This window comes from Arthrobacter sp. 2RAF22 (assembly GCF_052115325.1).
Lineage (GTDB): Bacteria > Actinomycetota > Actinomycetes > Actinomycetales > Micrococcaceae > Arthrobacter.
In genome coordinates this window covers 100,264-120,888 of record NZ_JBFRGL010000010.1, presented here as the reverse complement: position 1 = coordinate 120,888, position 20,625 = coordinate 100,264, and the positions used below count along the sequence as shown (strand labels likewise).

Here is a 20,625-nt window from a genome sequence, read left to right as displayed (position 1 = left end):
TCGTCCCGGATGAATCGCGGACCTTCGGCATGGACGCGTTCTTCCCGACCGCGAAGATCTACAACCCCAAGGGCCAGAACTACCTCTCCGTGGACCGGGACCTCGTCCTGGCCTACAAGGAATCCCCCATGGGCCAGCTCATCCACCCCGGCATCAACGAAGCAGGCGCCGTCGCGGCCTTCACCGCCGCCGGCACCGCCTACGCCACCCACGGCGAACCCCTCGTGCCGATCTACGTGTTCTACTCCATGTTCGGCTTCCAACGCACCGGCGACGCCTTCTGGGCCGCCGCGGACCAAATGACCCGCGGCTTCATCATCGGCGCCACCGCAGGACGGACCACCCTCACCGGCGAAGGACTCCAGCACGCCGACGGACACTCCCCCATCCTGGCCTCCACCAACCCCGCCGTCCTCACCTACGACCCCGCCTACGGCTACGAAATCGGACACATCATCCGCGACGGCCTCGAACGCATGTACGGCCCGGACTCCACCGACCGGAACTTGATGTACTACCTCACCGTGTACAACGAACCGATCAGCCAGCCCGCSGAACCGGAAAACCTCGACACCGAGGGCCTCCTGAAGGGCATCTACCTGCTCGCCCCCGCGAAAACCGACGGTCCCCGCGCGCAGCTCCTGGCCTCCGGCGTCTCGGTCCCCTGGGCCCTGGAAGCCCAGAAAGTCCTCGCCCAGGACTGGGGAGTCTCCGCCGACGATGAAAGCCGTCCCGGACCAGATCCGCCAATTCATCCCCAACGAATTCGCCTCCCTCGGCGCCGACGGATTCGGATTCTCCGACACCCGCCAAGCCGCACGCCGCTTCTTCAAAAACGACACCCACTCCATCGTCGTGAAGACCCTGCAGCTCCTCGCGGCGAGGGGCGAGGTTGACCCGAGTGCGCCGTCGTACGCCATTGACCGGTACAAGCTCCTCGACGTGACCGCCGGCACCACCGGCGGTTCGGGGGGCGACTCCTAAACAGCTTTAAATAAGAATCGGCGGTAGTGCTCCTTGAGCACTACCGCCGATTTATTGCTACGCTCCGAGCGAGCGCCGATCCACCACGAATCCTGTGGCGGCATTCTCCCTGACTGCGTTGATACCGGCCACAAGGGCCGCAATATCCGGGAACTTGGGCGACACCGCCACTACCGTTCCATCATCGGCCTTCAACCGGAAACGGAACGATTGCTCCCCAGCTGCCAGAATTTCGAAAATGCCAGACATAAACCCTCTTTCCACCGCGGATGCGTCATTGCATCCCCTTCGATGACCACTGACTCTCGTGAAGTCCCTAAGAGAATATCGGCCATGGGAGTCTGCCAGAAGGCCTACCCATGGGTAATATTCAACCTCTTTCGGTAGACCTATATTGGAGTGCAAGGTGAACCTAGAGACCCCGCGAAGGCACATGGATAAGGTGAACCCCATGAACGATTCCAGCCCCGTAGCCACCACCGGTGTATTGTTGGCCGGCGGCGCAGGGACTCGCCTGGGACTCGGCCCCAAGGCGCTGCTGCCCTTCCGCGGCCGGACCTTGGTGGAAGTGCTCGCCAAGACATTGCTCGACGGCGGATGCCTCAAGGTAGTCGTAGTGCTCGGTGCCGGAGCCGAGCGGGTCCGTCGCGCTACGGAGCTGGACCAGTACCTCGTCGTCGACAACCCGGAGTGGGCAGCCGGCATGGCCAGCTCGCTCCGCACCGGCATTGCGGCAGCTACACACGGCCACAATGTCATGGTGACTTTGGTGGACCAACCTGGGGTGACCCCCGCCGTCGTCGCCAGGCTGTTAGCAGCGCACCAAGCCGGCCGGGTGACCGCGGCGGGATACCCGGAAGCCGCCTTCGACGGTGGCCACACAACAAAGCTAAGGCGCGGCCACCCGTTGATCATCGACGTCGGCCTCCGCGCCGAGGTCGCGGAGTCCGCGGTCGGCGACGCCGGGGCACGCCGTTTCCTCAAGGCGCACCCCGGACTGGTGGACGTCGTCGACTGCAGCGACCTCACCGACGGTGCCGACGTGGACACGAAGGACAAGCTGCACCTCCTCCGCGACTAGCCCCCCATCGCGGCCCGGCCACCCAACTAACTCGCAGTAGATGCCGTCATGAGGCTCGATAACGACATTAAATGCGAGTCAGTTGGGTAGGGGTGGAGGCGGCGGCGTCCTTCAGCGCCAGGTAGATCTTGTCCCGGGCGATGGGGAGCGCCGCGAACCTCACCCCGGTGGCGTTCCGGATGGCGTTGGCCAGCGCGGGTGCCACGGGATTGAACGGGCTCTCGCTCATGGACTTCGCACCGAGCGGCCCCATCTGGTCGTTCGTTTTCGCGAAATAGACCTCGCTGCGTGGCACGTCCGCGAAAGAGGGGATGTGGTATTGCCGCAGGATGTCGGTGGTGACCTCGCCGGCGTCGTTCACGCGGACTTCCTCATACAGCGCAACACCCAGCGCCTGGGCGATTCCGCCTTCCACCTGGCCTCGGCACTGCCGTGGATTGACCACGACGCCGGCATCGGCCGCCTGGACGCTCTGCAGGATCCTCAGTTCCCCCGTGCCGGTGTTCACGGCCACCCGGAATCCGTGGACGTTGAAGGCGACCGAACGCGGAGTTCCGCCCCAACGCCCTTCGGTGGCGAGTTCCATGCCCTGCTGCTGTGCGGCGTCGTACACCTCGGTAAAGGGAACCACCCGCTCACCCCAACGCACCGCACCGTCCTCGAGCACGCAGTCCGCCTCCGGCACACCGGCGAACGCGGCCGCCACAGCCCGGATCCGGAGCGCGAGCTCCTGCGCCGCGAGCAAGGTTGCCTGCCCGGCCACCACGGTTCCAGCGGAGCCGAATGCGCCGGTATCGTGCTCCACGAGGTCCGTGTCGGACTGGCGCACGGCCACGTTCGACGCCGTCGTGGCCAGGGCGGTCGCCGCCAGTTGGGCGTGGACCGTGGTGGTGCCGTTGCCGAACTCGGCGGTCCCGACGGCGGCGTCGAACGTACCGTCCGGCAGGAGCCTGAGGCGCGTGTGGGCGAAGTGGCCGCGGGGCGGAACCGTGTCGATCATGGACAGCGCGGACCCCACGCCCGTGACCCACCCCGGGCCGAAGTTGTCGAGGCCGGCATCCCGGTAGCGTTTATCGCCCCGCTCGAGGGCATCCCGGACCAGAGCCACACACTGGTCCAGTCCGTAGCTCCCGTAGTAAACGTCCTCTTCCGGTTCCGGGTTCGTGGAGAGCATGTGGTCACCCGGCCGGACCATGTTCTTGAGCCGGAAGTCCAAGGGGTCCATGCCGATTCCGACGGCGAGCTCGTCGATGGCGGATTCGATCGCGAAGATCATTTGGCTCAGTCCGTAGCCACGGAAGGCGCCGGCCGGGACTGTGTTGGTGTAGACGGCCTGCGCATCCACTTTCTTGTTGGCACATTTGTAGACGGCCAGGGACTCGCCGCAACCGTGGAACATCACTCCGGGCGCGTGGTTTCCGTACGCGCCGGTGTTGGTGACCACGTCCAGCTGCATCGCCGTCAGCTGGCCGTCATTGCTCGCCCCTGCTTTGACCTTAATAGTGAAGGGGTGGCGCGTGGTGGTGGAGGTGAATTGCTCGGTGCGGGTGAATTCCACCTGCACCGGCCGGCGCAGCTTGAGTGCCGCCATGGCTACGAGGTCCTCGGCGAGCACTTCCTGCTTGCCGCCGAACCCGCCTCCCACGCGGCCTGCCACCACGCGGATGCGGTCTTCGGGAAGGTCGAACACGCGGGCAAGGGTGCGCCGGACCAGGAACGGGACCTGGCTGGAGGAACGCACCATGAGCCGGTCCTCCCCCGGATTGTCGGAGGGCTCCACCCACGCGATGGAACAGTGCGTTTCCATCGCGACGTGCTGGACCCGCTGGGTCTGGTAGGTGTTCTCGTGGATGAAGTCGGCCGCCGCGAAGCCGGCTTCGACGTTCCCCAGCTCGGAATGGACCTCCGCCACGACGTTGTTCTGCGGGCGGGAAATCCGTGCCGTTTCCCCGTCTTTCTCCCCATGGATCGCGGGCGCACCCGGCAGCAACGCGTCCTGTGGCGAGAAGACGGCGTCAAGGAGTTCATATTCCACCCTGATGGCCCGGGCCCCGGCTTCCGCTGCGCCCACCGATTCGGCGACGACGGCGGCCACCCGCTGGCCGATGAAGCGCACTACGTTGTCGAGGACGCGGGTATCGTCGGGATCATCGGTGTAAAGCTCGTGCTGGGCGGTGGAGAACAACCGGCCCGGCGCGTCCTCATGCGTGAAAACCGCGACGACGCCGGGTACTTGGAGGGCCGCCGTCGCATCGATGGAGACAATCCGGGCATGCGCATGTGGCGAGCGCAGCAGCTTCAGGTGCAGCAGGCCAGGGAGCTGTTCTGCCGGGACGTCGAGGGTGTAGCGGGCGGTGCCGGTGACGACGGCGCGCCCCGCCGGGGCGGGAACGTTGTCGCCGAGCTGACCTGAACCCTTTGATCCCGCGCCGGACTGCGACGCGGCGCCGCCGTCGGAGGTGTTTTGCCCGTCGCCGGCGTCACCGCACACTGCGTCCGCAATGGAGCGGTAACCCGTGCAGCGGCACAGGTTTCCCTTGAGGTTTCGGGGGAGGTTGGCTTTCTGTTCCTCGTCGAAGGTGGCGGCCGTCATCATCATGCCGGCCGTGCAGAAACCGCACTGGAAGCCCTGGTTATCGAGGAACTGTTGCTGCACGGGATGAAGCTCTTCCCCGTTCGAGAGCCCCTCGATGGTGGTGACCGAGTGTCCTTCGGCGCGGACGGCCGGGTAGATGCAACTGTGCACGGGTATGCCGTCCACGTGGACGGTACAAGCGCCGCAGTCGCCGCCGTCGCACCCTTTCTTGACGCCGAAGTTACCCTGTTCGCGCAGGAACGTCCGAAGGCACTGGCCCGGGCGTGGAGCGGCCTCGGTGGCTGTTCCGTTGATCTCGATTGCCATGCTCAGGCCTCCTTCTGTGCGGCTTGGGTGGATGGTTGCGGCGAGGTGGCGTGCGGCGGCCAGAAATCGCCCGAGACGGTGGGCGGTCCGGCCGGAACCGGATCAAGCAACTCCGTCCGGATCTCCTCCGCAAGGCGGAACGTCATGTCGCGGCGCCATTCCGGGAGCCCGTGGATGTCGTCGTGGTACAGCTCCGCAGGGATTGAATGCCCGACGGCGGCGGCCAGCCGCCCGGCGTCGGGCAACTCCGCGGCGGCGAGCCGCAGCTGCACGGGCCGTTTGGTCGCGGCGGTGACGGTGAGGACCAGGCCGCCATCGGCGTCGAGCCTTCCGATCAGCAGCACCCCGGATCGCCCGAGGTTGCTGAGCGAGAGCCTGCGGAAGGCCACCTTCGCCGACAAGGTCGACGCCGGCAACTGGATGCTGCGAAGTAGCTCGCCTGGCGCCAGGCAGTTTTTCCCGTCCCCGGTGACGAACTCGGCCACTGGCACGGTACGGCTGCTGCCGTGCCGGCCGAGGATGGTGGCCTTGGCATCCAGGCCGGCGCACAGCGAAATCATGGGCCCGGCGGGGAGTGATGTGCACACATTGCCGCCAACGGTGGACATGTTCCACACCTTGAACGAGGCTACGAAAGAGTCGCAGCACGGACGGAAAAGATCCAGTCCCGGCCAGTTCCGGCCAGCCACGGCGTCCGACATGGGCAGGGCGTAAAGCTCGGCGACGGTGCAGGTGGCGGCCAGTTCAATGCCTGCGTCGCCCACGGTGACGGCCGGCCAGCCCGCGTGGCCCAGATCGAGCAACCGCTTGAGCGGTTCTTCGCTGCCCACGGGGCTGCCGTAGGAGAACAGGACCGTGCCGCCGGCAAGCCAGGCGTCGCCCTCGCGCCACTGGCCTGGATCCGTGGTGGCAACCACGGACTCGATGGTGTTCATGTCCATGGGGTCACCTTGCTTTGTTCGGGGGTGTTGGTCTGATGGATCGGTCCTGCGCCGTCCTTGAGCGAACCCACGGCGGAGGCCGGGCGCGGCGCGCGGGACGCGAGGATTTCGGCGGTAATGGACACGGCCACTTCCGCGGGAGTCACTGCGCCGAGATCCAATCCGATCGGCGAATGCAGGCGTTCGAGGGCATCTGTCGGGATGCCGCAGGCAAGCAGTCCATCGATCCGCTGCCGGTGGCTGCGCCTGGAACCCATGGCTCCCACATAGGCGAGATCCAGATCGAGGGCTGTTTCCAGCAGGGGGATATCGAATTTGGGATCGTGGGTCAGCACGCACACGACAGTGCGGGAATCGATCCGGCCGGCGGCTGCTTCCGCGGCAAGGTAGCGGTGCGGCCAGGCCGTGACGAGGTGGTCGGCGGCGAGGAAACGGCCCTGGCTCGAAAAAGCGGACCGCGCATCGCACAGAGTGACCTCGTAGCCCAGGAGTTTCCCGGCGGGGAGCAAGGCCGCGCCGAAGTCGTTGGCGCCAAAGATCAGCATGCGGGCCGCGGGCAAGCGGGTTTCCACGAACAGGGTGATGGGTTCGGCTTCCGGCACGGAACCTCCGCAGCCTTCGGCCGGGGCGAGCCGCACCAGGCCAGCACGGCCTCCATGCAGAAGGGGTTCTAGCTGGGCCGCGGCCGCGCGGATCACGGCGTCATCCCCGCCAAGAAGGTCTGAAAGTTCCCGCGAACCGGCGGCGGAAAAACCCGCCGGATCAGGGACGACGACTGCGCCTCCCGCAGCGTCGAGCCTGCGGATGAGTGCCAGGGAAGAGCCTCCTGAAGAGGCATTCAACAAGGCCGGGTCCAGGCCGGCTGGCCCGGTCGGCTGGATGTGGACTTCCAACTCGCCGCCACACGTGAGCCCGACGGCGAACGCGTCCTCGGCGCTGTAGCCGAACGACTCGAGGCGGCTGCCGCCGTCGTGCATTGCTTGAAGGGCAGCCTCCACCACGGCGCCTTCCACGCAGCCCCCGGAGAGGCTGCCAAGGACATCGCCGTGTTCGGAAACCAGCATGGACGTGCCGAGGGGCCGGGGGACCGAGCCTCCCGCGGCCACGATGGTGGCAACGGCGCATCGCTGCCCGGAGACCGCGGGCCGCCATGTGCCCAGCGAGGGCATCAATTCCAGCATGGCAACACCTCCTTTACCGAGGTCCCGGACCGGAAACCCGCCCGGGGCAGTGTGCGATCTTGCCTCATATTCTCATTCCTTGCGTCTGTACAGGAGAGCTTCGGGTAAACAGGCGACCCGTTGCGTGAAGAGGACCGGGGCGGGCCTCTCATTTCCCACCCCGGTCCTTAGCGGAGCGGCCGCACCTCACCGCCGCCCGCCGTCGTCGTCCGCATGATGCGGTTGGTGACGATCGGCGGACGCCTATTCATTGCGGTGATTTGCGGCCGGACCGCCGTCTCAACGGCCGGCTACGCTCCCATCAGCGCGCTGATCGGCCCGCGGGCGAAGTAGACCAAGAAGCCGACGGTCACCACCCACATGAGCGGATGGACCTTCCTGCCCTTCCCGGAAGCCGCGTGGATCACGGCCCAGGAGATGAATCCGACGCCGATACCGTTGGCGATGGAGTAGGTCAGCGGCATGGTGACGATGGTGAGGAAAGCGGGCAGGGCCACGGAGAATTTGGAGAACTTGATCTCGCGGATCTGCGCCATCATCATGGCGCCCACCACCACCAGGGCCGCGGCTGCGACCTCGAGCGGAACCACGCTGGTGAGCGGGGTCAGGAACATCGAACCCAGGAACAACAGCCCGGTGACTACCGACGCCAGGCCGGTGCGGGCGCCTTCGCCAATCCCGGCAGCGGAGTCGATGTACACGGTGTTGGACGAGCCCGACGTCGCGCCGCCGGCTACCGCGCCCAGGCCTTCGACGATGAAGGCCGACTTGAGCTTGGGGAACGTCCCGTCCTTGTAGGCCACGCCGGCGCTCTTGGCGAGGCCGGTCATGGTGCCCATGGCGTCGAAGAAGTTGGTGAACACCAGGGTGAACACCAGCATCGTGGCCGCCAGTCCGCCGATCCGCGAGAACGAGCCGAAGAGGTCGAAGTGGCCCACCAAGCTGAAGTCCGGGGCCGAAACCAGCTGGCCGGACAATACCGGGGTGTTGAGGTGCCAGCCGCCGGGATTGGCGGCACTGCCAGGCCCGATGTGCATGACGGCCTCGACGACGGCGGCGAGGACCGTGGTGGCGACGATTCCGATCAGGAGGCCGCCCTGGATCTTACGGGCCACAAGGATTCCCATGACCAGCAGACCGACGATGAAAACAAGGGTTGGTATTGAGGTGATGGAACCATCGTTGCCGAGTTGAACCGGCGGTCCGCCTTTGGTGGCGCGGACGAAGCCGGAATCGACGAAGCCGATGAAGGCGATGAACAGGCCGATGCCAACGGTGATGGCGGCCTTGAGTTCCTTGGGGACGGCCTTGAAGATCGCCGTCCGGGCACCTGTGACGCCGAACAGGACAATCAGGATGCCGTTGATGACCACCAGGCCCATGGCTTCCGGCCAGGTGACCTCATGGATCACGGCTACTGCCAGGAACGAGTTGATTCCCAGGCCCGCGGCGAGCCCGAACGGCAGGTTCGCGATCAGGCCGAAGAGGACCGTCATGACACCGGCGGTCAGGCCGGTGACTGCCCCCACTTGCGCCGCGGATAACCATCCGCCGGCCACATCCGTGGGTGCGTTCTGGGCTGAGAATCCGCCGAGGATCAGTGGGTTGAGGATAACGATGTAGGCCATCGTGAAGAACGTGACGATGCCGCCGCGGAATTCGCGGGCCAGCGTGGAGCCACGCTTGGTGATCTGGAAGAAACGATCCAGGAAGGAGTTCGACGCGGGGGGCCTGGGGCTGCTGCCCCGCTGTGCCAGTCCGGTTGCCGTGTGCTTTTCGCGTGCCTCTGTCTGCCCTGCGCCGGAAGGCGCAGCCTGCTTTTCAGTTGCCGTTCGCATTTCTGCGGGGTCCAGGATTGTCATTTCAGCCACCGGGCCCTAGTAGTCAATCCTGGAGTCAAGCGTGTTCCAGGTGTTGAAGGGTTCCAGGATGGCCAGGGCCTGGGGGTCGCCCAGTTCCAGCTTGGTGACCGGCATGAGCGTGTCCCGGTCCTCGTTCTCGAAGTATTCGTAGAAGACGGCGTCGTCGAAGCCGACGGATGCTGCGTCGTGCCGGTTTGCTGCGAAGACCACCTTTCCGATGCGGGCCCAGAGCGCCGAGGCCAGGCACATGGGGCATGGCTCGCAGCTCGTGTAGAGGGTTGCCCCGCTGAGATCGAAGGTGCCGAGTTCGCGGCACGCATTGCGGATGGCGGTGACCTCGGCGTGGGCCGTGGGGTCGTTGGTAGCGGTGACCCGGTTGACGCCTTCGAAGGCGCGGCCATCCGCGGTGACAATGACGGCGCCGAACGGCCCGCCGCTGTTGAGGACATTGGCTGTTGCCAGCTCAATGGAAGTGGCCAAGAAATGTTCGGCCGTGACGGTGGTACTCATGTGCGACTTCCTTAGTGCTGAGGAAGCCTGTAACCAGGGAGGCATCTGAACATGACAGACCAGTGCTGCGATTACCAGGCTTCAGCATGTGCTTTTGAAGGTTTCGCCTGGTAGATAGCTTCCCGGAGTCCGGGTGCCCGCCTTTGGCAAATTGAGATTAGCACCGGTGGTGTGAGCCGCGCCATAGTTTCTGGAAAAAAAGTTTCAACATGTGAAATTCATGCTTGGTGCCCGGCAGGGGAGCGTTTCGCCGCCGGTCACATTGACGCACTTCGGGGAGCCACCTACGCTGGGTGCCACCGGCAGGGTTGACCTCCGGAACCTGGATCAGCAGACAGGAACCACTGAGCTGGAACGCAACTACGCCGACCAGACAAGGATCCCCGTGTCCCAGACATCCGATTTCCAGCCAGCAGCCCCGGCAACGGATCCAAGCTCTTCCCGGCTCTGGATCAAGAATCCCCTCGCAGTGTTCACCGCCAATGGCCTCGACGCCCGCGGCGGCATCGTGGTCAGCGATGGGAAAATCGCAGAGCTCGTCCCCGCAGGAAAGCGTCCATCCGCGCCCTGCCATGAAACGATCGACGCCGGCAGCCACGTCCTGCTTCCCGGGCTCATCAACACGCACCACCACTTCTACCAAACCCTCACGCGAGCCTGGGGCCCAGTAGCCAACGCTCCCCTGTTCCCCTGGCTGCAGAACCTGTATCCCGTATGGGCGCGGTTGACGCCGGACAGCCTCGAGCTTGCCGTGAAGGTAGCGCTCGCGGAACTCCTGCTTTCCGGCTGCACCACGGCAGCCGACCACCACTACCTCTTCCCCGCAGGACTTGAGGACGCGATCGACGTCGAGGTCGGCGTCGTGCGTGAACTCGGCATGCGCGCGACTCTCACCCGCGGGTCCATGACGCTCGGCGAGGACGACGGCGGCCTGCCGCCGCGTTCCACCGTGCAGCGTCCGGAGGTGATCCTCGCGGACAGCGAACGGCTGATCGGGAAGTATCACGAGCGCGGAGACGGAGCGGTTATCCAGATCGCCTTGGCCCCTTGCTCGCCGTTCTCCGTGACCAGGGAAATCATGGCCGAGAGCGCCGCCATGGCCGAACGGTTGGATGTCCGGCTCCACACCCACCTCGCGGAAACCATCGACGAGGAAGATTTCTGCCGTGAGATGTTCGGGCTGCGCACCGTGGACTATTTGGACAGCGTCGGCTGGCTTGGAAAACGCACCTGGCTTGGCCACGGCATCCATTTCGACGACGACGAGATCGCCCGGCTGGGTGCCGCGGGCACCGCCGTCGCGCATTGCCCGACGTCGAACATGCGGCTCGCGTCGGGCACCGCACGGGTGCTGGAACTTGAGGCCGCCGGGGTTCCCGTGGGGCTGGGAGTGGACGGTTCGGCGTCGAACGATGCCTCCAACATGATCCTCGAAGCGAGGCAGGCGTTGTACCTGCAGCGGCTGCGCTACGGCGCGGACGTCCCGGTGGAGCGCGCCCTCGGTTGGGCCACGCGGGGCTCCGCTGCAGCGCTGGGCCGCACGGACATCGGGCAGATCGCTCCCGGCATGCAGGCCGACCTGGCCTTGTTCACGCTCGACGGGCTGCGCTTCTCCGGCAGCCACGATCCCGTCGCGGCGTTGTTGCTCTGCGCGGCGGACCGCGCCGACCGCGTCATGGTGGCCGGTAAATGGCGCGTTGTGGACGGGCAAATTCCCGGTCTGGACATCCCGGAACTTATTGCCAAACATTCAGCCGCCGCACAGAAAATCATCAGGGGTTAGGAGTAGCCTCTCGATTAGGTCGTAGATCAGGAGGCACATCATGACCGTCCCCCAGCACAACACGCCGACTCCTCCAGGTTGGTACCCGGACCCCTCGAGCTCCGGGCAACTACGGTGGTGGGACGGTAACGCCTGGACCGGGAACGCGTGGAACCCGCCGGCCCAGGCCGGCGCGGGTCAGGCTGGCGGGGGTCAGGCCGGCCCAGCTCAGCCCGGCGCAGGCCAGGCCGGCGCGGGTCAGGCCGGCCCAGGTCAGCCCGGCGCGGCGTGGCCCGCGGCCGCAAGGCCCGGGCAATACGGGGGGCCTCCGCAATACGCGGGATCGGTCCAGCCCGCGCCGCGCCCGGAAATCAGCAGGGGGACGCCGGTCTACAATCCGTTCATCTGGCTCGTCACCCTGCTGCCGGTGATCACCCTGATCATCCTGTTGCTCTGGAACCCGGTCTTCCACCTGCGGTATGTCGGCGCTCGGCGCGTACCCACCCTCGATCCAAGCGCGTTCAGCGTTCCCTATTTCCTGCTGGTCATTTCAGGCTGGCTCATCTACGGGGTCAGCGTCCTCTTGTCCTACCTCGACTGGCAAAAGTTGCAAAGGGACGGGGTGGTCCGCCCGTTCCATTGGGCATGGGCCTTCCTCGGCGCCGGAGTCTACGTCGTGGGCCGTTCAGTGATCGTCCACAAGGTCGCCCCGCAGCGCGGACTCGCGCCGGTTTGGGCACTGATTGGCCTGACTGCCCTGAGCCTGATCCTGGTGTCCGTCAAAGCGAGCATGATCATTTCGACGATCGCCAAGGCCCTGCCAATGTAGCTTCGCCGGGCAGATATTTGTCCGCGACGCTACTTGTCGGTCAACCCGAAGCGGCGGGCGGCACCTCCCCAGGTGCCGCCCGCCTTTTTGGCTCTGTTGCGCAGAGTCCCTCATTCCCAGGGGCAGGAGCCCTAGGAACGCTGCCGGCCGAACACCGGAAGGGCACGCAACCAACGGGAGAAAGTCCCGGGCGTGCGGTCACAGTCGGCCGGAATGTAGAAGTCGGGATCCGTGGCGCCGAACGGCAGGTACAGTTCCTGGCCGGGCGCCGGGAATTCCACGACGTTGTTCTTATCCTGCGAGTCCATCTGTCCTCCTATTTCATGCGCTCAAGTTCTCCGTGGCGATGCGGTTGAAGCTCTTCGTTACTTTCCACATCTTGGAAAACATTTTTTATTATATGGAAATGGTAGAGGGGATTCCCGAACCGCGTCAAGGGGTGTCCGCGGGGCCGCGCCCCTGCCGCCAACCGCCGTCGGTCACATTCGGAAAGTAGATAACGATTCTCCAGAAGTGATGTACACCACTGGCAAAGGTGGGCTACGCTTTCTTCAATTCGTGGCGCAGGTCACGTAACCTGGGAGCAGCAGGCAGGGTCGTAATGAGCTGGCATCAACGGATGCCGGCTCTTTTTTGTTGGGTCGGCTCCACCAGAAACGCGTACGAAACACGCGCTTAATTTCATTGGTGGACCTTAGGGGTTCCACCTCATAGAAGTTGGGATATGACCATGAGCAACAAGATCGTCCTCGGCGACAACCAGTACGGCAAGGCTGAAGTCCGCGTCGTCAAAGTCACCCGCGACACCGACCGCCACCAGATCGAAGACCTGAACGTCACCTCGCAATTGCGTGGCGACTTCCAGGCTGCGCACCTCCAAGGCGACAACGCACACGTCGTCGCCACGGACACCCAGAAGAACACCATCTACGCCTTTGCCCGCGACGGCATCGGCTCCCCCGAAGCCTTCCTCCTGCGCTTGAGCGAACACTTCACCTCGGGCTTTGAGTGGGTCACGGGCGGCCGTTGGGAAGCCGAGGCCTACACCTGGGAGCGCATCCAGGCACACGGCTCCGAACACGACCACAGCTTTGTCCGCAAGGGGCAGGAAGTCCGCACCGCCGTCGTGGTCCGCGAAGGCAACACAACGCACGTCATCTCGGGCCTCAAGGACCTGACCGTCCTCAAGACCACGCAGTCCGGCTTCGTCGGCTACCCCCGCGACCGGTACACCACGCTGCCCGAGACCACGGACCGCATCCTCGCCACCGACGTCTCGGCACGCTGGCGCTACAACACCGGGCTCGACGCTGCCGGGACCGACTTCAACAAGAGCTACGAGGACATCAAGGCCCTGCTCTTGGAAGGCTTCACGGAGAACTACTCCCACGCCCTGCAGCAGACCCTGTTCGACATGGGCAAGAAGGTCCTCGAGGCCCACAGCGAAGTGGACGAGATCAAGTTCTCGATGCCCAACAAGCACCACTTCCTGGTGGACCTCAGCCCGTTCGGCCTCGACAACCCCAACGAGGTCTTCTTCGCCGCCGACCGCCCGTACGGTTTGATCGAAGCCACGGTCCAGCGCGATAACACCACACCGGCCCCGGCTGCGTGGAACGGCATCGCCGGCTTCTGCTAAGCCTCTAAACACCCGCCCAACTGGTCCCCACCGCCTCCCTCGCCTCGCAAGCTCGGCCAGGGAACCCTGGCGGCGTGGGCCCTCGCATTTGATGTCGTTTTGGAGCCTCAAAACGACATCAAATGCGAGTCAGTTGGGCGACCGTACCCAAAACCACCTTGTTAGCCAGACAACGTTAGCCAGACAAAGACGTCTGCCATGAACCAAGAAAGTCTGCCATGAACACCAAGAAGAAAACCCGCCCCGCAGGGTCCGGGCCAGCCCGCCCCGAGGACCAGCGCCTCTCGATCGGGAGCACGTTCGCCTACGGCTTCCAGCACGTCTTGACCATGTACGGCGGCATCATCGCCCCGCCGCTCATCATCGGAGCCGCCGCGGGCATGTCCTCGCAGGACATCGGCCTCCTGATCGCGGCCTGCTTGTTTGTCGGCGGCCTCGCCACCATTCTTCAGACCATCGGCATCCCGTTCTTCGGATCGCAGCTGCCGCTGGTCCAGGGCGTGTCCTTCGCCGGCGTTTCCACCATGGTGGCGATCGTCCACGGGGGCGGCGGGATCCAGGCGGTGTTCGGCTCAGTCATTGTGGCGTCCTTGATCGGCCTGGCGATCACTCCCCTCTTCTCCAAGATCATCAAATTCTTCCCGCCTGTGGTCACGGGTACCGTCATCACGACAATCGGACTGACCCTCATGCCCGTCGCAGCGAACTGGGCCATGGGCGGCAACAGCGCGGCACCCAACTACGGCAGCATGGCGAACATCGGACTCGCCGCGGCCACGATGGGAATCGTCCTGCTCCTGAGCAAGATCGGCAACGCGGCCATCTCCCGCCTGTCCATCCTCCTTGCCATGGCTATCGGGACCGTCATCGCCCTCGCCACGGGCATGGCAGATTTCTCCAAGGTCGGCCAGGGTCCGATCGTTGCCTTCCCCACTCCGTTCGCCTTCGGTGCTCCCACCTTCGAAATCGCGTCCATCGTTTCGATGCTGATCGTCATCCTGGTCACCCTGACCGAGACCTCGGCGGACATCATCGCAGTTGGCGAAATCGTGGGCACCAAGGTCGACTCCAAGCGCATTGGAAACGGACTACGCGCGGACATGCTCTCAAGCGCCGTCTCACCCCTCTTCAACTCCTTCACCCAGAGCGCCTTCGCCCAGAACGTCGGCCTCGTGGCCATCACCGGCATCAAGAGCCGCTTCGTGGTCAGCGCCGGCGGACTCATCCTGGTGGTTCTCGGCGTGCTGCCAGTCCTCGGGCGAGTAGTCGCAGCGGTTCCGACGCCCGTCCTGGGCGGCGCCGGCGTCGTACTCTTTGGAACCGTGGCCGCCAGCGGCATCCGGACGCTCTCCAAGGTGGAGTATCGCAACAACATGAACCTGATCATCGTGGCGGCGTCCATCGGCTTCGGCATGATCCCGATCGCCGCCCCGAAGTTCTACGACCAGTTCCCGTCCTGGTTCTCCACGATCTTCCACTCGGGCATCAGCTCGGCCGCCATCATGGCCATCCTGCTGAACGTGCTCTTCAACCACTTCAAGGCCGGCAACTCGGACAACCAGTCCGTGTTCGTCGCAGGCACGGGACGCGTGGTCACCGAATCGGACATTGCGTGCCTTGCGAACGGCGACCGGTTCGAGAACGGCAAACTGATCGACGCCGAGGGCAAGGAAGTGCCACTCACGTCGTCCACCGCCGTCGAGCACTGACGGTTCTAAAGCGCCTTTCTGCGCCGAACTGGCAGGTGTTGCCCCTATTCCTCAGCCAAGGAATGGGGCAGCACCTGCCATTTCGCGCTAGTTACGGGTCCGCGTGAGACGGTTGTTTCATGAGGATCGATGAGCGAATCGAACAACACTACTCGGAGCTTGGGCCGCAGGAGCAAAAGGCCGCGGATACCCTGTTGGACCGCTTGGGCGACCTTGCGGTCTACAACGCGGCCGAGCTCGCCCAGCTTAGCGGCGTTTCCAAGGCCACCATGAGCAGGCTATTCCGCCGCCTGGGATTCGCCGATTTCAACGAGGTCAAGGAACACACCCGGAGCCTGAGGTCCAGCGGAGTGCCGCTCGCCAGGCAGGAGGCCGACGGCGGGATCCCCCTGCATTTGGCACAGGAGCAGCAGAACCTGGACCGCCTTTTCGATACGCTCGACGACGATCGCCTCCTCAAGGTGGCACAACAACTGGCTGAGGCCCGGAATGTCCTTCTGATCGGTTTCCGCAACAGTTTCCCTGTCGCCCTCCATTTCCGGCAGCAGCTTCTCCAGTGCCGTTCGTCGGTGGCTCTGGCCCCTCAGCCGGGCCAAAGCGTGGGCGAGGAGCTCGCCGGACTGGACGGGAACGACGTCGTGGTTCTGCTTGGATTCCGGCGCAGGCCCGACCGTTTCGACCGTGTCCTGAAGGCCGCTACCGCCACCGGCGCGAGCACCATCTTGATCGGAGACCCGAGCGCGCGCTGGCTGGCGGCCGACGCCTCCGTCTGGATCGAATGCCCTGTGGAGGGCAGCGCCGCCTTTGACAGCTATGCGTCGGCCATGTGCCTCGTGAGCGTCCTCGCGAACGGCGTGTTGGCGGCGAAGGGCCGTTCAGGAAGGGATCGCGTCCGGGAAATCACCGGGCTGTTCGACTCACTGGAAGAGATCGAGCGACGGTAGTCCGAAGGCGGCCGTGCTCGGCTCGCTCGCCGGGCCCGGCGCCAAGCGTAAAGAAAAGTTAGCGGTCCGGAAACTGAACTGAAACATCTGTTCCATTGAATTGAACCAGTGAAACGACTGCCCCGGTCGTGGAAAACCCTGATTCGAGGAACCGATGGCCGAAGCACGACTCGCCCCAGAGAAGACCGGCACCCTACTTGGCCACCCGATTGATGAAGCCGCCACACGCCGTGACCCGCGGCTCAGCAACGAAGACTTGGTGCCCCTGAACAACCAGCGCTGGAGCAGCTACAACCTGTTCGCGTTCTGGATGTCGGACGTCCATAGCATCGGCGGCTATGTGACGGCGGGCAGCCTTTTTGCCCTCGGCCTGGCGAGCTGGCAAGTGTTGGTGGCCCTGCTGGTGGGCATCGTGATTGTCCAGGTGTTTTGCAACCTCGTGGCGAAGCCCAGTCAGAAGACCGGCGTCCCCTACCCCGTGATCAACCGGGCCGTCTTCGGCGTCAAAGGTGCCAACATCCCGGCCATCATCCGCGGTCTCATCGCTGTCGCCTGGTACGGAGTGCAGACTTTCCTGGCCTCCGAAGCMCTGGTGATCGTGTTCCTCAAGTTCTTCCCGGCCATGAAGCCGTTGTACGACGTCCATCAGTACGGCTTCCTTGGCCTTTCTGCCCTGGGTTGGATTTGCTACGGAATCCTCTGGGTAGCCCAGGCCGCGTTGTTCTGGAACGGAATGGAAAGCATCCGCAAATTCATCGACTTCGCCGGACCGGCCGTCTACGTTGTCATGTTGGTTCTCGCCATCTACTTGGTATCCAAGGCCGGCGTCAGCAACATCAGCCTCAACCTCTCCGCCGGCGAACCGCTCGACTTCGCTGCGTCCATCCCGGTCATGATCTCCGCGATCGCCTTGGTGGTGTCGTATTTCTCCGGCCCCATGCTCAACTTCGGCGACTTCGCGCGTTACGGCAAGAGCTTCAAGGCCGTCAAGAAGGGCAATCTCCTGGGCTTGCCCGTCAACTTCCTGTTCTTCTCGCTGCTCACGGTCATCACGGCGTCGGCCACCACCCCGGTCTTTGGGCACCTCATCACGGACCCGGTCAAGACCGTGCAGGAAATCGATTCGGTGTTCGCCGTGCTGCTCGGCGGATTGACCTTTGTCATCGCGACCGTGGGCATCAATATCGTGGCCAACTTCATCTCGCCGGCGTTCGACTTCTCCAACGTGAGCCCGCAGAAAATCAGTTGGCGCATGGGCGGCATGATCGCCGCCGTCGGATCCGTCATCCTCACCCCGTGGAACTGGTACTCGAACGACGACGCCATCCACTACACGCTCGGCGTTCTGGGGGCGCTCATCGGCCCGCTCTTCGGCATCCTCATCGCCGGCTACTACCTCGTGGGAAAGCAGAAGGTGTGGGTTGAGGACATGTACACGATGAAGCCAAGCGGCAAGTACTGGTTCCGCAACGGCTACAACCCCAACGCGGTCAAGTCAGTGGCCATCAGCGGCGTAGTGTCGATCGCCTCGGTCCTGATTCCCAAAGCGCTCCTTGACTCCGGAGCCACCACAGTCAACGCAACTTGGATCGGCAACTACAGCTGGTTCCTCGGTTGTGCCTTGGGCCTGCTGACCTTCTGGTACTTCGAAAAGCGATCCCCCATGATCAACCTGGAGCCTAACGGCGTCGAAGTGAACGACGGCGCCCTCGCCTGAGCGCCCGCCGTCATCAAACAGAAACCGCCGGACGCTCGCTCACTTATAGGGCCAAATTCCAGGACGCTCGCTCACCCCGTGAGCGAGCGTCTGCCCGAAACCCGACATAGGTGAGCGAGCGTCCGCCAAAAACCCCACATAGGTGAGCGAGCGTCCGGGACGGTTAGTTCTGGTTCAGCTCGGCCGAGATCGCGAGCGCGGCCTCGCGCAGCAACGGCACGGCGCGGTCGGCGAAGTGCTGGTCCACGCGGGACACCGGTCCGGAAACCGAAATAGCCGTGGGCGTCGGAGCGTTGGGCACAGCCATCGCGAAGCAACGGACGCCGATTTCCTGCTCTTCCTCGTCGATCGAGTAGCCGCGTTCGCGGATCCGGTTCAAATCGGCGAGCAGGGAATCGATGTCCCCGATGCTCTTCGCCGTGGGAGTCGGCATGCCCGTGCGGGCCACGATCCCGCGGACCACTTCGTCGTCCAACTGGGCCAGGATGGCCTTGCCGACGCCGGTGTCGTGCGTATGGGCGCGGCGGCCCACCTCGGTGAACATGCGCATGGAGTGCAGGGACGGAACCTGGGCAACGTAGATGACCATGTCGGAATCCAGCACGGCCATGTTGGACGTTTCGCCGAGCCGGTCCACGAGGGACTTCAGCTGGGGGCGGGCCAGTGCTCCGAGTTGCTTGTTGGCGCCTTCGCCAAGCCGGATGAGCCGGGGGCCCAGCGCGTAGCGACGATTGGGCAGTTGCCGGATGTAGCCGAGGGACACCAAAGTGCGCAGCAGGCGGTGGATGGTGGGGAGCGGCAGGTCTGTCGACGACGATAGTTCGCTCAACGTGACGTCTCCGCCGGCGTCGGTGATGAGTTCCAGCAGTTCGAAGACGCGCTCGACGGACTGCACGCCTCCCGAGGGCTTTTCAGCCATTCCGTTGTCTCCTATGGCTCGGAATCCGACAACTCTTATCCGCATCGTGAAAAGAATTGCTTAGAACACTCAAGATACAGCACGCGACGCCGGAATGCTTGCCTGCCGATCAGGGCTTGTGTTTCCACTTTGTAGATAATAATATCCATAATACGAAAACATTCGGTTTGAGCGGAGGCCCGCTATGGGCCTGTACGAGGAGGAAATTCAATGGCGAACCCGAGCCCCGGAAATTCGATCACCCTGCGCGTCGCCGCGCCGTCGAGCTTCACTGCCACGAGCGAGCTGGCCGCTGCGGTCGCCGCTGCCGGTGCGGCCGTCACCGCGCTGGATGTGACCGAGTCGCACCACGACACCCTGGTTGTTGACGTCACCTGCAACACCACGGACGAAAACCACGCCAACCGCGTCAAGGACGCCCTCAACGCGCTCGACGGCGTCACGGTCCAGCACGTCTCGGACCGCACCTTCCTCATGCACCTGGGCGGCAAGCTCGAGGTCGTCCCGAAGGTGGCCCTGCGCAACCGCGACGACCTTTCGCGCGCCTACACTCCCGGCGTCGCTCGCGTTTGCCTCGCCATCGCCGAGGACCCGGCAGCTGCCCGCAACCTGACGGTCAAGCGGAACACCATCGCCGTCCTCACCGACGGTTCGGCCGTCCTTGGCTTGGGCAACATCGGCCCGGCCGCGGCACTGCCTGTCATGGAAGGCAAGGCCGCGCTGTTCAAGCAGTTCGCCAACGTCGACGCCTGGCCGGTCTGCCTGGACACCCAGGACACTGAAGAAATCATCATGATCGCCAAGGCCATGGCTCCGGTCTACGGCGGCATCAACCTTGAAGACATCGCAGCCCCGCGCTGCTTCGAAATCGAGAAGCGGCTCCGCGACGAGCTGGACATCCCCGTCTTCCACGACGACCAGCACGGAACGGCGATTGTCACCCTCGCGGCCCTCGTCAACGCGTTGCGCGTGGTGGACAAGAAGCTGTCCGAGGTCAAGATCGTTGTCTCCGGCGTCGGCGCTGCCGGCTCTGCGATCATCCAGCTCCTCAAGGCGCAGGGCGCGCAGCACATCGTCGCCGCCGGCCGCTCCGGCGCTATCCACTCGGGCGAAAAGTACGACGACGAGCACCGTTCCTGGATCGCCGCGAACACCAACGAGGCCGGATTCTCCGGCACGCTGCACGAAGCCCTCAAGGGTGCTGACGTTTTCATCGGCGTCAGCGCTCCGCACGTGATCGGCGAAGAGCAGGTCGCCTCGATGGCCGAGGACGCGATCGTGTTCGCCATGGCCAACCCCACCCCGGAAATCGACCCGGTGATCGCGTCCAAGCACGCAGCGGTGGTGGCCACCGGCCGGAGCGACTTCCCCAACCAGATCAACAACGTGCTGGCCTTCCCGGGCTTCTTCCGCGGACTGCTCGACGCCGGAGCATCGGACATCATCCCGGAAATGCTCGTGGCCGCGGCAGAGGCTATCGCCAACCGGGTCGCAAATGATGAACTGAATGCGAGCTACATTATCCCCAGCGTCTTCGACCCCCACGTTGCAGCCGACGTCGCCGCAGCCGTAGCAAATGCAGCAAACGCAAACGCGCGGAAGCAGCAAACGCAGGCCGCCGGCGCTCTCTAGGAAAGGACCACCC

At 64.5% G+C, this 20,625-nt stretch carries 16 protein-coding genes and 1 pseudogene; 9 read left to right on the top strand and 8 right to left on the bottom strand.

Features of this window, described 5'->3' with window-relative positions:
- Positions 1-984 (top strand): annotated as a pseudogene (locus AB4068_RS10200) (pyruvate dehydrogenase (acetyl-transferring), homodimeric type); the annotation flags it as partial.
- A 57-nt stretch (positions 985-1,041) separates the two neighbouring features.
- On the opposite strand, the gene AB4068_RS10195 reads toward AB4068_RS10200, so the two are convergent.
- Positions 1,042-1,233 carry a YegP family protein gene (locus AB4068_RS10195; RefSeq protein ID WP_059389468.1) on the bottom strand — a complete coding sequence of 64 codons (192 nt, stop codon included), beginning with the start codon at positions 1,231-1,233 and terminating at the stop codon, positions 1,042-1,044.
- Between the two features lie 202 nt (positions 1,234-1,435).
- Between AB4068_RS10195 and nboR the strand changes: the two genes are divergently transcribed.
- On the top strand, positions 1,436-2,065 hold the full coding sequence (nboR, locus tag AB4068_RS10190) for a nicotine blue oxidoreductase (RefSeq protein WP_441433305.1): 630 nt from the start codon (positions 1,436-1,438) through the stop codon (positions 2,063-2,065).
- 67 nt (positions 2,066-2,132) lie between these two features.
- Here nboR and AB4068_RS10185 read toward each other — a convergent pair whose 3' ends face one another.
- The 5 genes from AB4068_RS10185 to AB4068_RS10165 form a co-directional block, all read right to left on the bottom strand.
- Positions 2,133-4,967, bottom strand: coding sequence for a molybdopterin-dependent oxidoreductase (locus tag AB4068_RS10185; RefSeq protein ID WP_441433304.1), 2,835 nt, complete (start codon positions 4,965-4,967; stop codon positions 2,133-2,135).
- A gap of 2 nt (positions 4,968-4,969) precedes the next feature.
- On the bottom strand, positions 4,970-5,908 hold the full coding sequence (locus tag AB4068_RS10180) for an FAD binding domain-containing protein (protein ID WP_441433303.1): 939 nt from the start codon (positions 5,906-5,908) through the stop codon (positions 4,970-4,972).
- Complete coding sequence (locus AB4068_RS10175; protein WP_441433302.1) at positions 5,899-7,089, bottom strand: XdhC family protein; 1,191 nt, start codon at positions 7,087-7,089, stop codon at positions 5,899-5,901. Before AB4068_RS10175 ends, AB4068_RS10180 begins: the two co-directional genes overlap by 10 nt.
- Positions 7,090-7,379: 290 nt before the next feature.
- Complete coding sequence (locus tag AB4068_RS10170; RefSeq protein ID WP_441433309.1) at positions 7,380-8,951, bottom strand: NCS2 family permease; 1,572 nt, start codon at positions 8,949-8,951, stop codon at positions 7,380-7,382.
- A 15-nt stretch (positions 8,952-8,966) separates the two neighbouring features.
- Positions 8,967-9,461 carry a nucleoside deaminase gene (locus tag AB4068_RS10165; protein WP_441433301.1) on the bottom strand — a complete coding sequence of 165 codons (495 nt, stop codon included), beginning with the start codon at positions 9,459-9,461 and terminating at the stop codon, positions 8,967-8,969.
- Between the two features lie 220 nt (positions 9,462-9,681).
- Between AB4068_RS10165 and AB4068_RS10160 the strand changes: the two genes are divergently transcribed.
- A complete protein-coding gene (locus AB4068_RS10160; protein ID WP_307053945.1) occupies positions 9,682-11,244 on the top strand; it encodes an 8-oxoguanine deaminase in 1,563 nt (520 codons plus the stop codon).
- A gap of 40 nt (positions 11,245-11,284) precedes the next feature.
- Positions 11,285-12,052 (top strand): DUF2510 domain-containing protein, encoded by a 768-nt coding sequence (locus tag AB4068_RS10155; protein WP_441433300.1) that lies wholly within the window; start codon positions 11,285-11,287, stop codon positions 12,050-12,052.
- Positions 12,053-12,183: 131 nt separating this feature from the next.
- On the opposite strand, the gene AB4068_RS10150 is transcribed toward AB4068_RS10155, so the two are convergent.
- Positions 12,184-12,360, bottom strand: coding sequence for a hypothetical protein (locus AB4068_RS10150; protein ID WP_172465634.1), 177 nt, complete (start codon positions 12,358-12,360; stop codon positions 12,184-12,186).
- Between the two features lie 416 nt (positions 12,361-12,776).
- Here AB4068_RS10150 and pucL point away from each other — a divergent pair, with 416 nt between their 5' ends.
- The 4 genes from pucL to AB4068_RS10130 all read left to right on the top strand — a co-directional run bounded on the left by pucL (position 12,777) and on the right by AB4068_RS10130 (position 18,061).
- A complete protein-coding gene (gene pucL, locus AB4068_RS10145; RefSeq protein WP_441433299.1) occupies positions 12,777-13,691 on the top strand; it encodes a factor-independent urate hydroxylase in 915 nt (304 codons plus the stop codon).
- 218 nt (positions 13,692-13,909) lie between these two features.
- Complete coding sequence (locus tag AB4068_RS10140) at positions 13,910-15,400, top strand: nucleobase:cation symporter-2 family protein (protein ID WP_306961853.1); 1,491 nt, start codon at positions 13,910-13,912, stop codon at positions 15,398-15,400.
- A 119-nt stretch (positions 15,401-15,519) separates the two neighbouring features.
- On the top strand, positions 15,520-16,344 hold the full coding sequence (locus AB4068_RS10135) for a MurR/RpiR family transcriptional regulator (RefSeq protein WP_441433298.1): 825 nt from the start codon (positions 15,520-15,522) through the stop codon (positions 16,342-16,344).
- 154 nt (positions 16,345-16,498) lie between these two features.
- Positions 16,499-18,061 (top strand): NCS1 family nucleobase:cation symporter-1, encoded by a 1,563-nt coding sequence (locus AB4068_RS10130; protein ID WP_441433297.1) that lies wholly within the window; start codon positions 16,499-16,501, stop codon positions 18,059-18,061.
- Positions 18,062-18,224: 163 nt separating this feature from the next.
- Here the strand turns inward: AB4068_RS10130 and AB4068_RS10125 are convergent, their stop codons facing one another.
- Entirely contained in the window at positions 18,225-18,980 is a 756-nt protein-coding gene (locus AB4068_RS10125) for an IclR family transcriptional regulator (protein ID WP_059389461.1), read from the bottom strand.
- Between the two features lie 210 nt (positions 18,981-19,190).
- Between AB4068_RS10125 and AB4068_RS10120 the strand changes: the two genes are divergently transcribed.
- Positions 19,191-20,612 (top strand): NAD-dependent malic enzyme, encoded by a 1,422-nt coding sequence (locus AB4068_RS10120; protein WP_441433296.1) that lies wholly within the window; start codon positions 19,191-19,193, stop codon positions 20,610-20,612.
- The last annotated feature ends 13 nt before the right edge of the window (positions 20,613-20,625 follow it).

Bases quoted from the DNA above. Each gene is read 5' to 3' on its own strand.
- AB4068_RS10160 (WP_307053945.1), top strand. From the start codon at position 9,682: ATGCTTGGTGCCCGGCAGGGGAGCGTTTCGCCGCCGGTCACATTGACG.
- AB4068_RS10140 (WP_306961853.1), top strand. From the start codon at position 13,910: ATGAACACCAAGAAGAAAACCCGCCCCGCAGGGTCCGGGCCAGCCCGC.
- AB4068_RS10135 (WP_441433298.1), top strand. From the start codon at position 15,520: ATGAGGATCGATGAGCGAATCGAACAACACTACTCGGAGCTTGGGCCG.
- AB4068_RS10170 (WP_441433309.1), bottom strand. From the start codon at position 8,951: ATGACAATCCTGGACCCCGCAGAAATGCGAACGGCAACTGAAAAGCAG.
- AB4068_RS10125 (WP_059389461.1), bottom strand. From the start codon at position 18,980: ATGGCTGAAAAGCCCTCGGGAGGCGTGCAGTCCGTCGAGCGCGTCTTC.
- nboR (WP_441433305.1), top strand. From the start codon at position 1,436: ATGAACGATTCCAGCCCCGTAGCCACCACCGGTGTATTGTTGGCCGGC.
- AB4068_RS10180 (WP_441433303.1), bottom strand. From the start codon at position 5,908: ATGGACATGAACACCATCGAGTCCGTGGTTGCCACCACGGATCCAGGC.
- AB4068_RS10185 (WP_441433304.1), bottom strand. From the start codon at position 4,967: ATGGCAATCGAGATCAACGGAACAGCCACCGAGGCCGCTCCACGCCCG.
- AB4068_RS10165 (WP_441433301.1), bottom strand. From the start codon at position 9,461: ATGAGTACCACCGTCACGGCCGAACATTTCTTGGCCACTTCCATTGAG.
- AB4068_RS10120 (WP_441433296.1), top strand. From the start codon at position 19,191: ATGGCGAACCCGAGCCCCGGAAATTCGATCACCCTGCGCGTCGCCGCG.
- pucL (WP_441433299.1), top strand. From the start codon at position 12,777: ATGACCATGAGCAACAAGATCGTCCTCGGCGACAACCAGTACGGCAAG.
- AB4068_RS10155 (WP_441433300.1), top strand. From the start codon at position 11,285: ATGACCGTCCCCCAGCACAACACGCCGACTCCTCCAGGTTGGTACCCG.
- AB4068_RS10195 (WP_059389468.1), bottom strand. From the start codon at position 1,233: ATGTCTGGCATTTTCGAAATTCTGGCAGCTGGGGAGCAATCGTTCCGT.
- AB4068_RS10175 (WP_441433302.1), bottom strand. From the start codon at position 7,089: ATGCTGGAATTGATGCCCTCGCTGGGCACATGGCGGCCCGCGGTCTCC.
- AB4068_RS10150 (WP_172465634.1), bottom strand. From the start codon at position 12,360: ATGGACTCGCAGGATAAGAACAACGTCGTGGAATTCCCGGCGCCCGGC.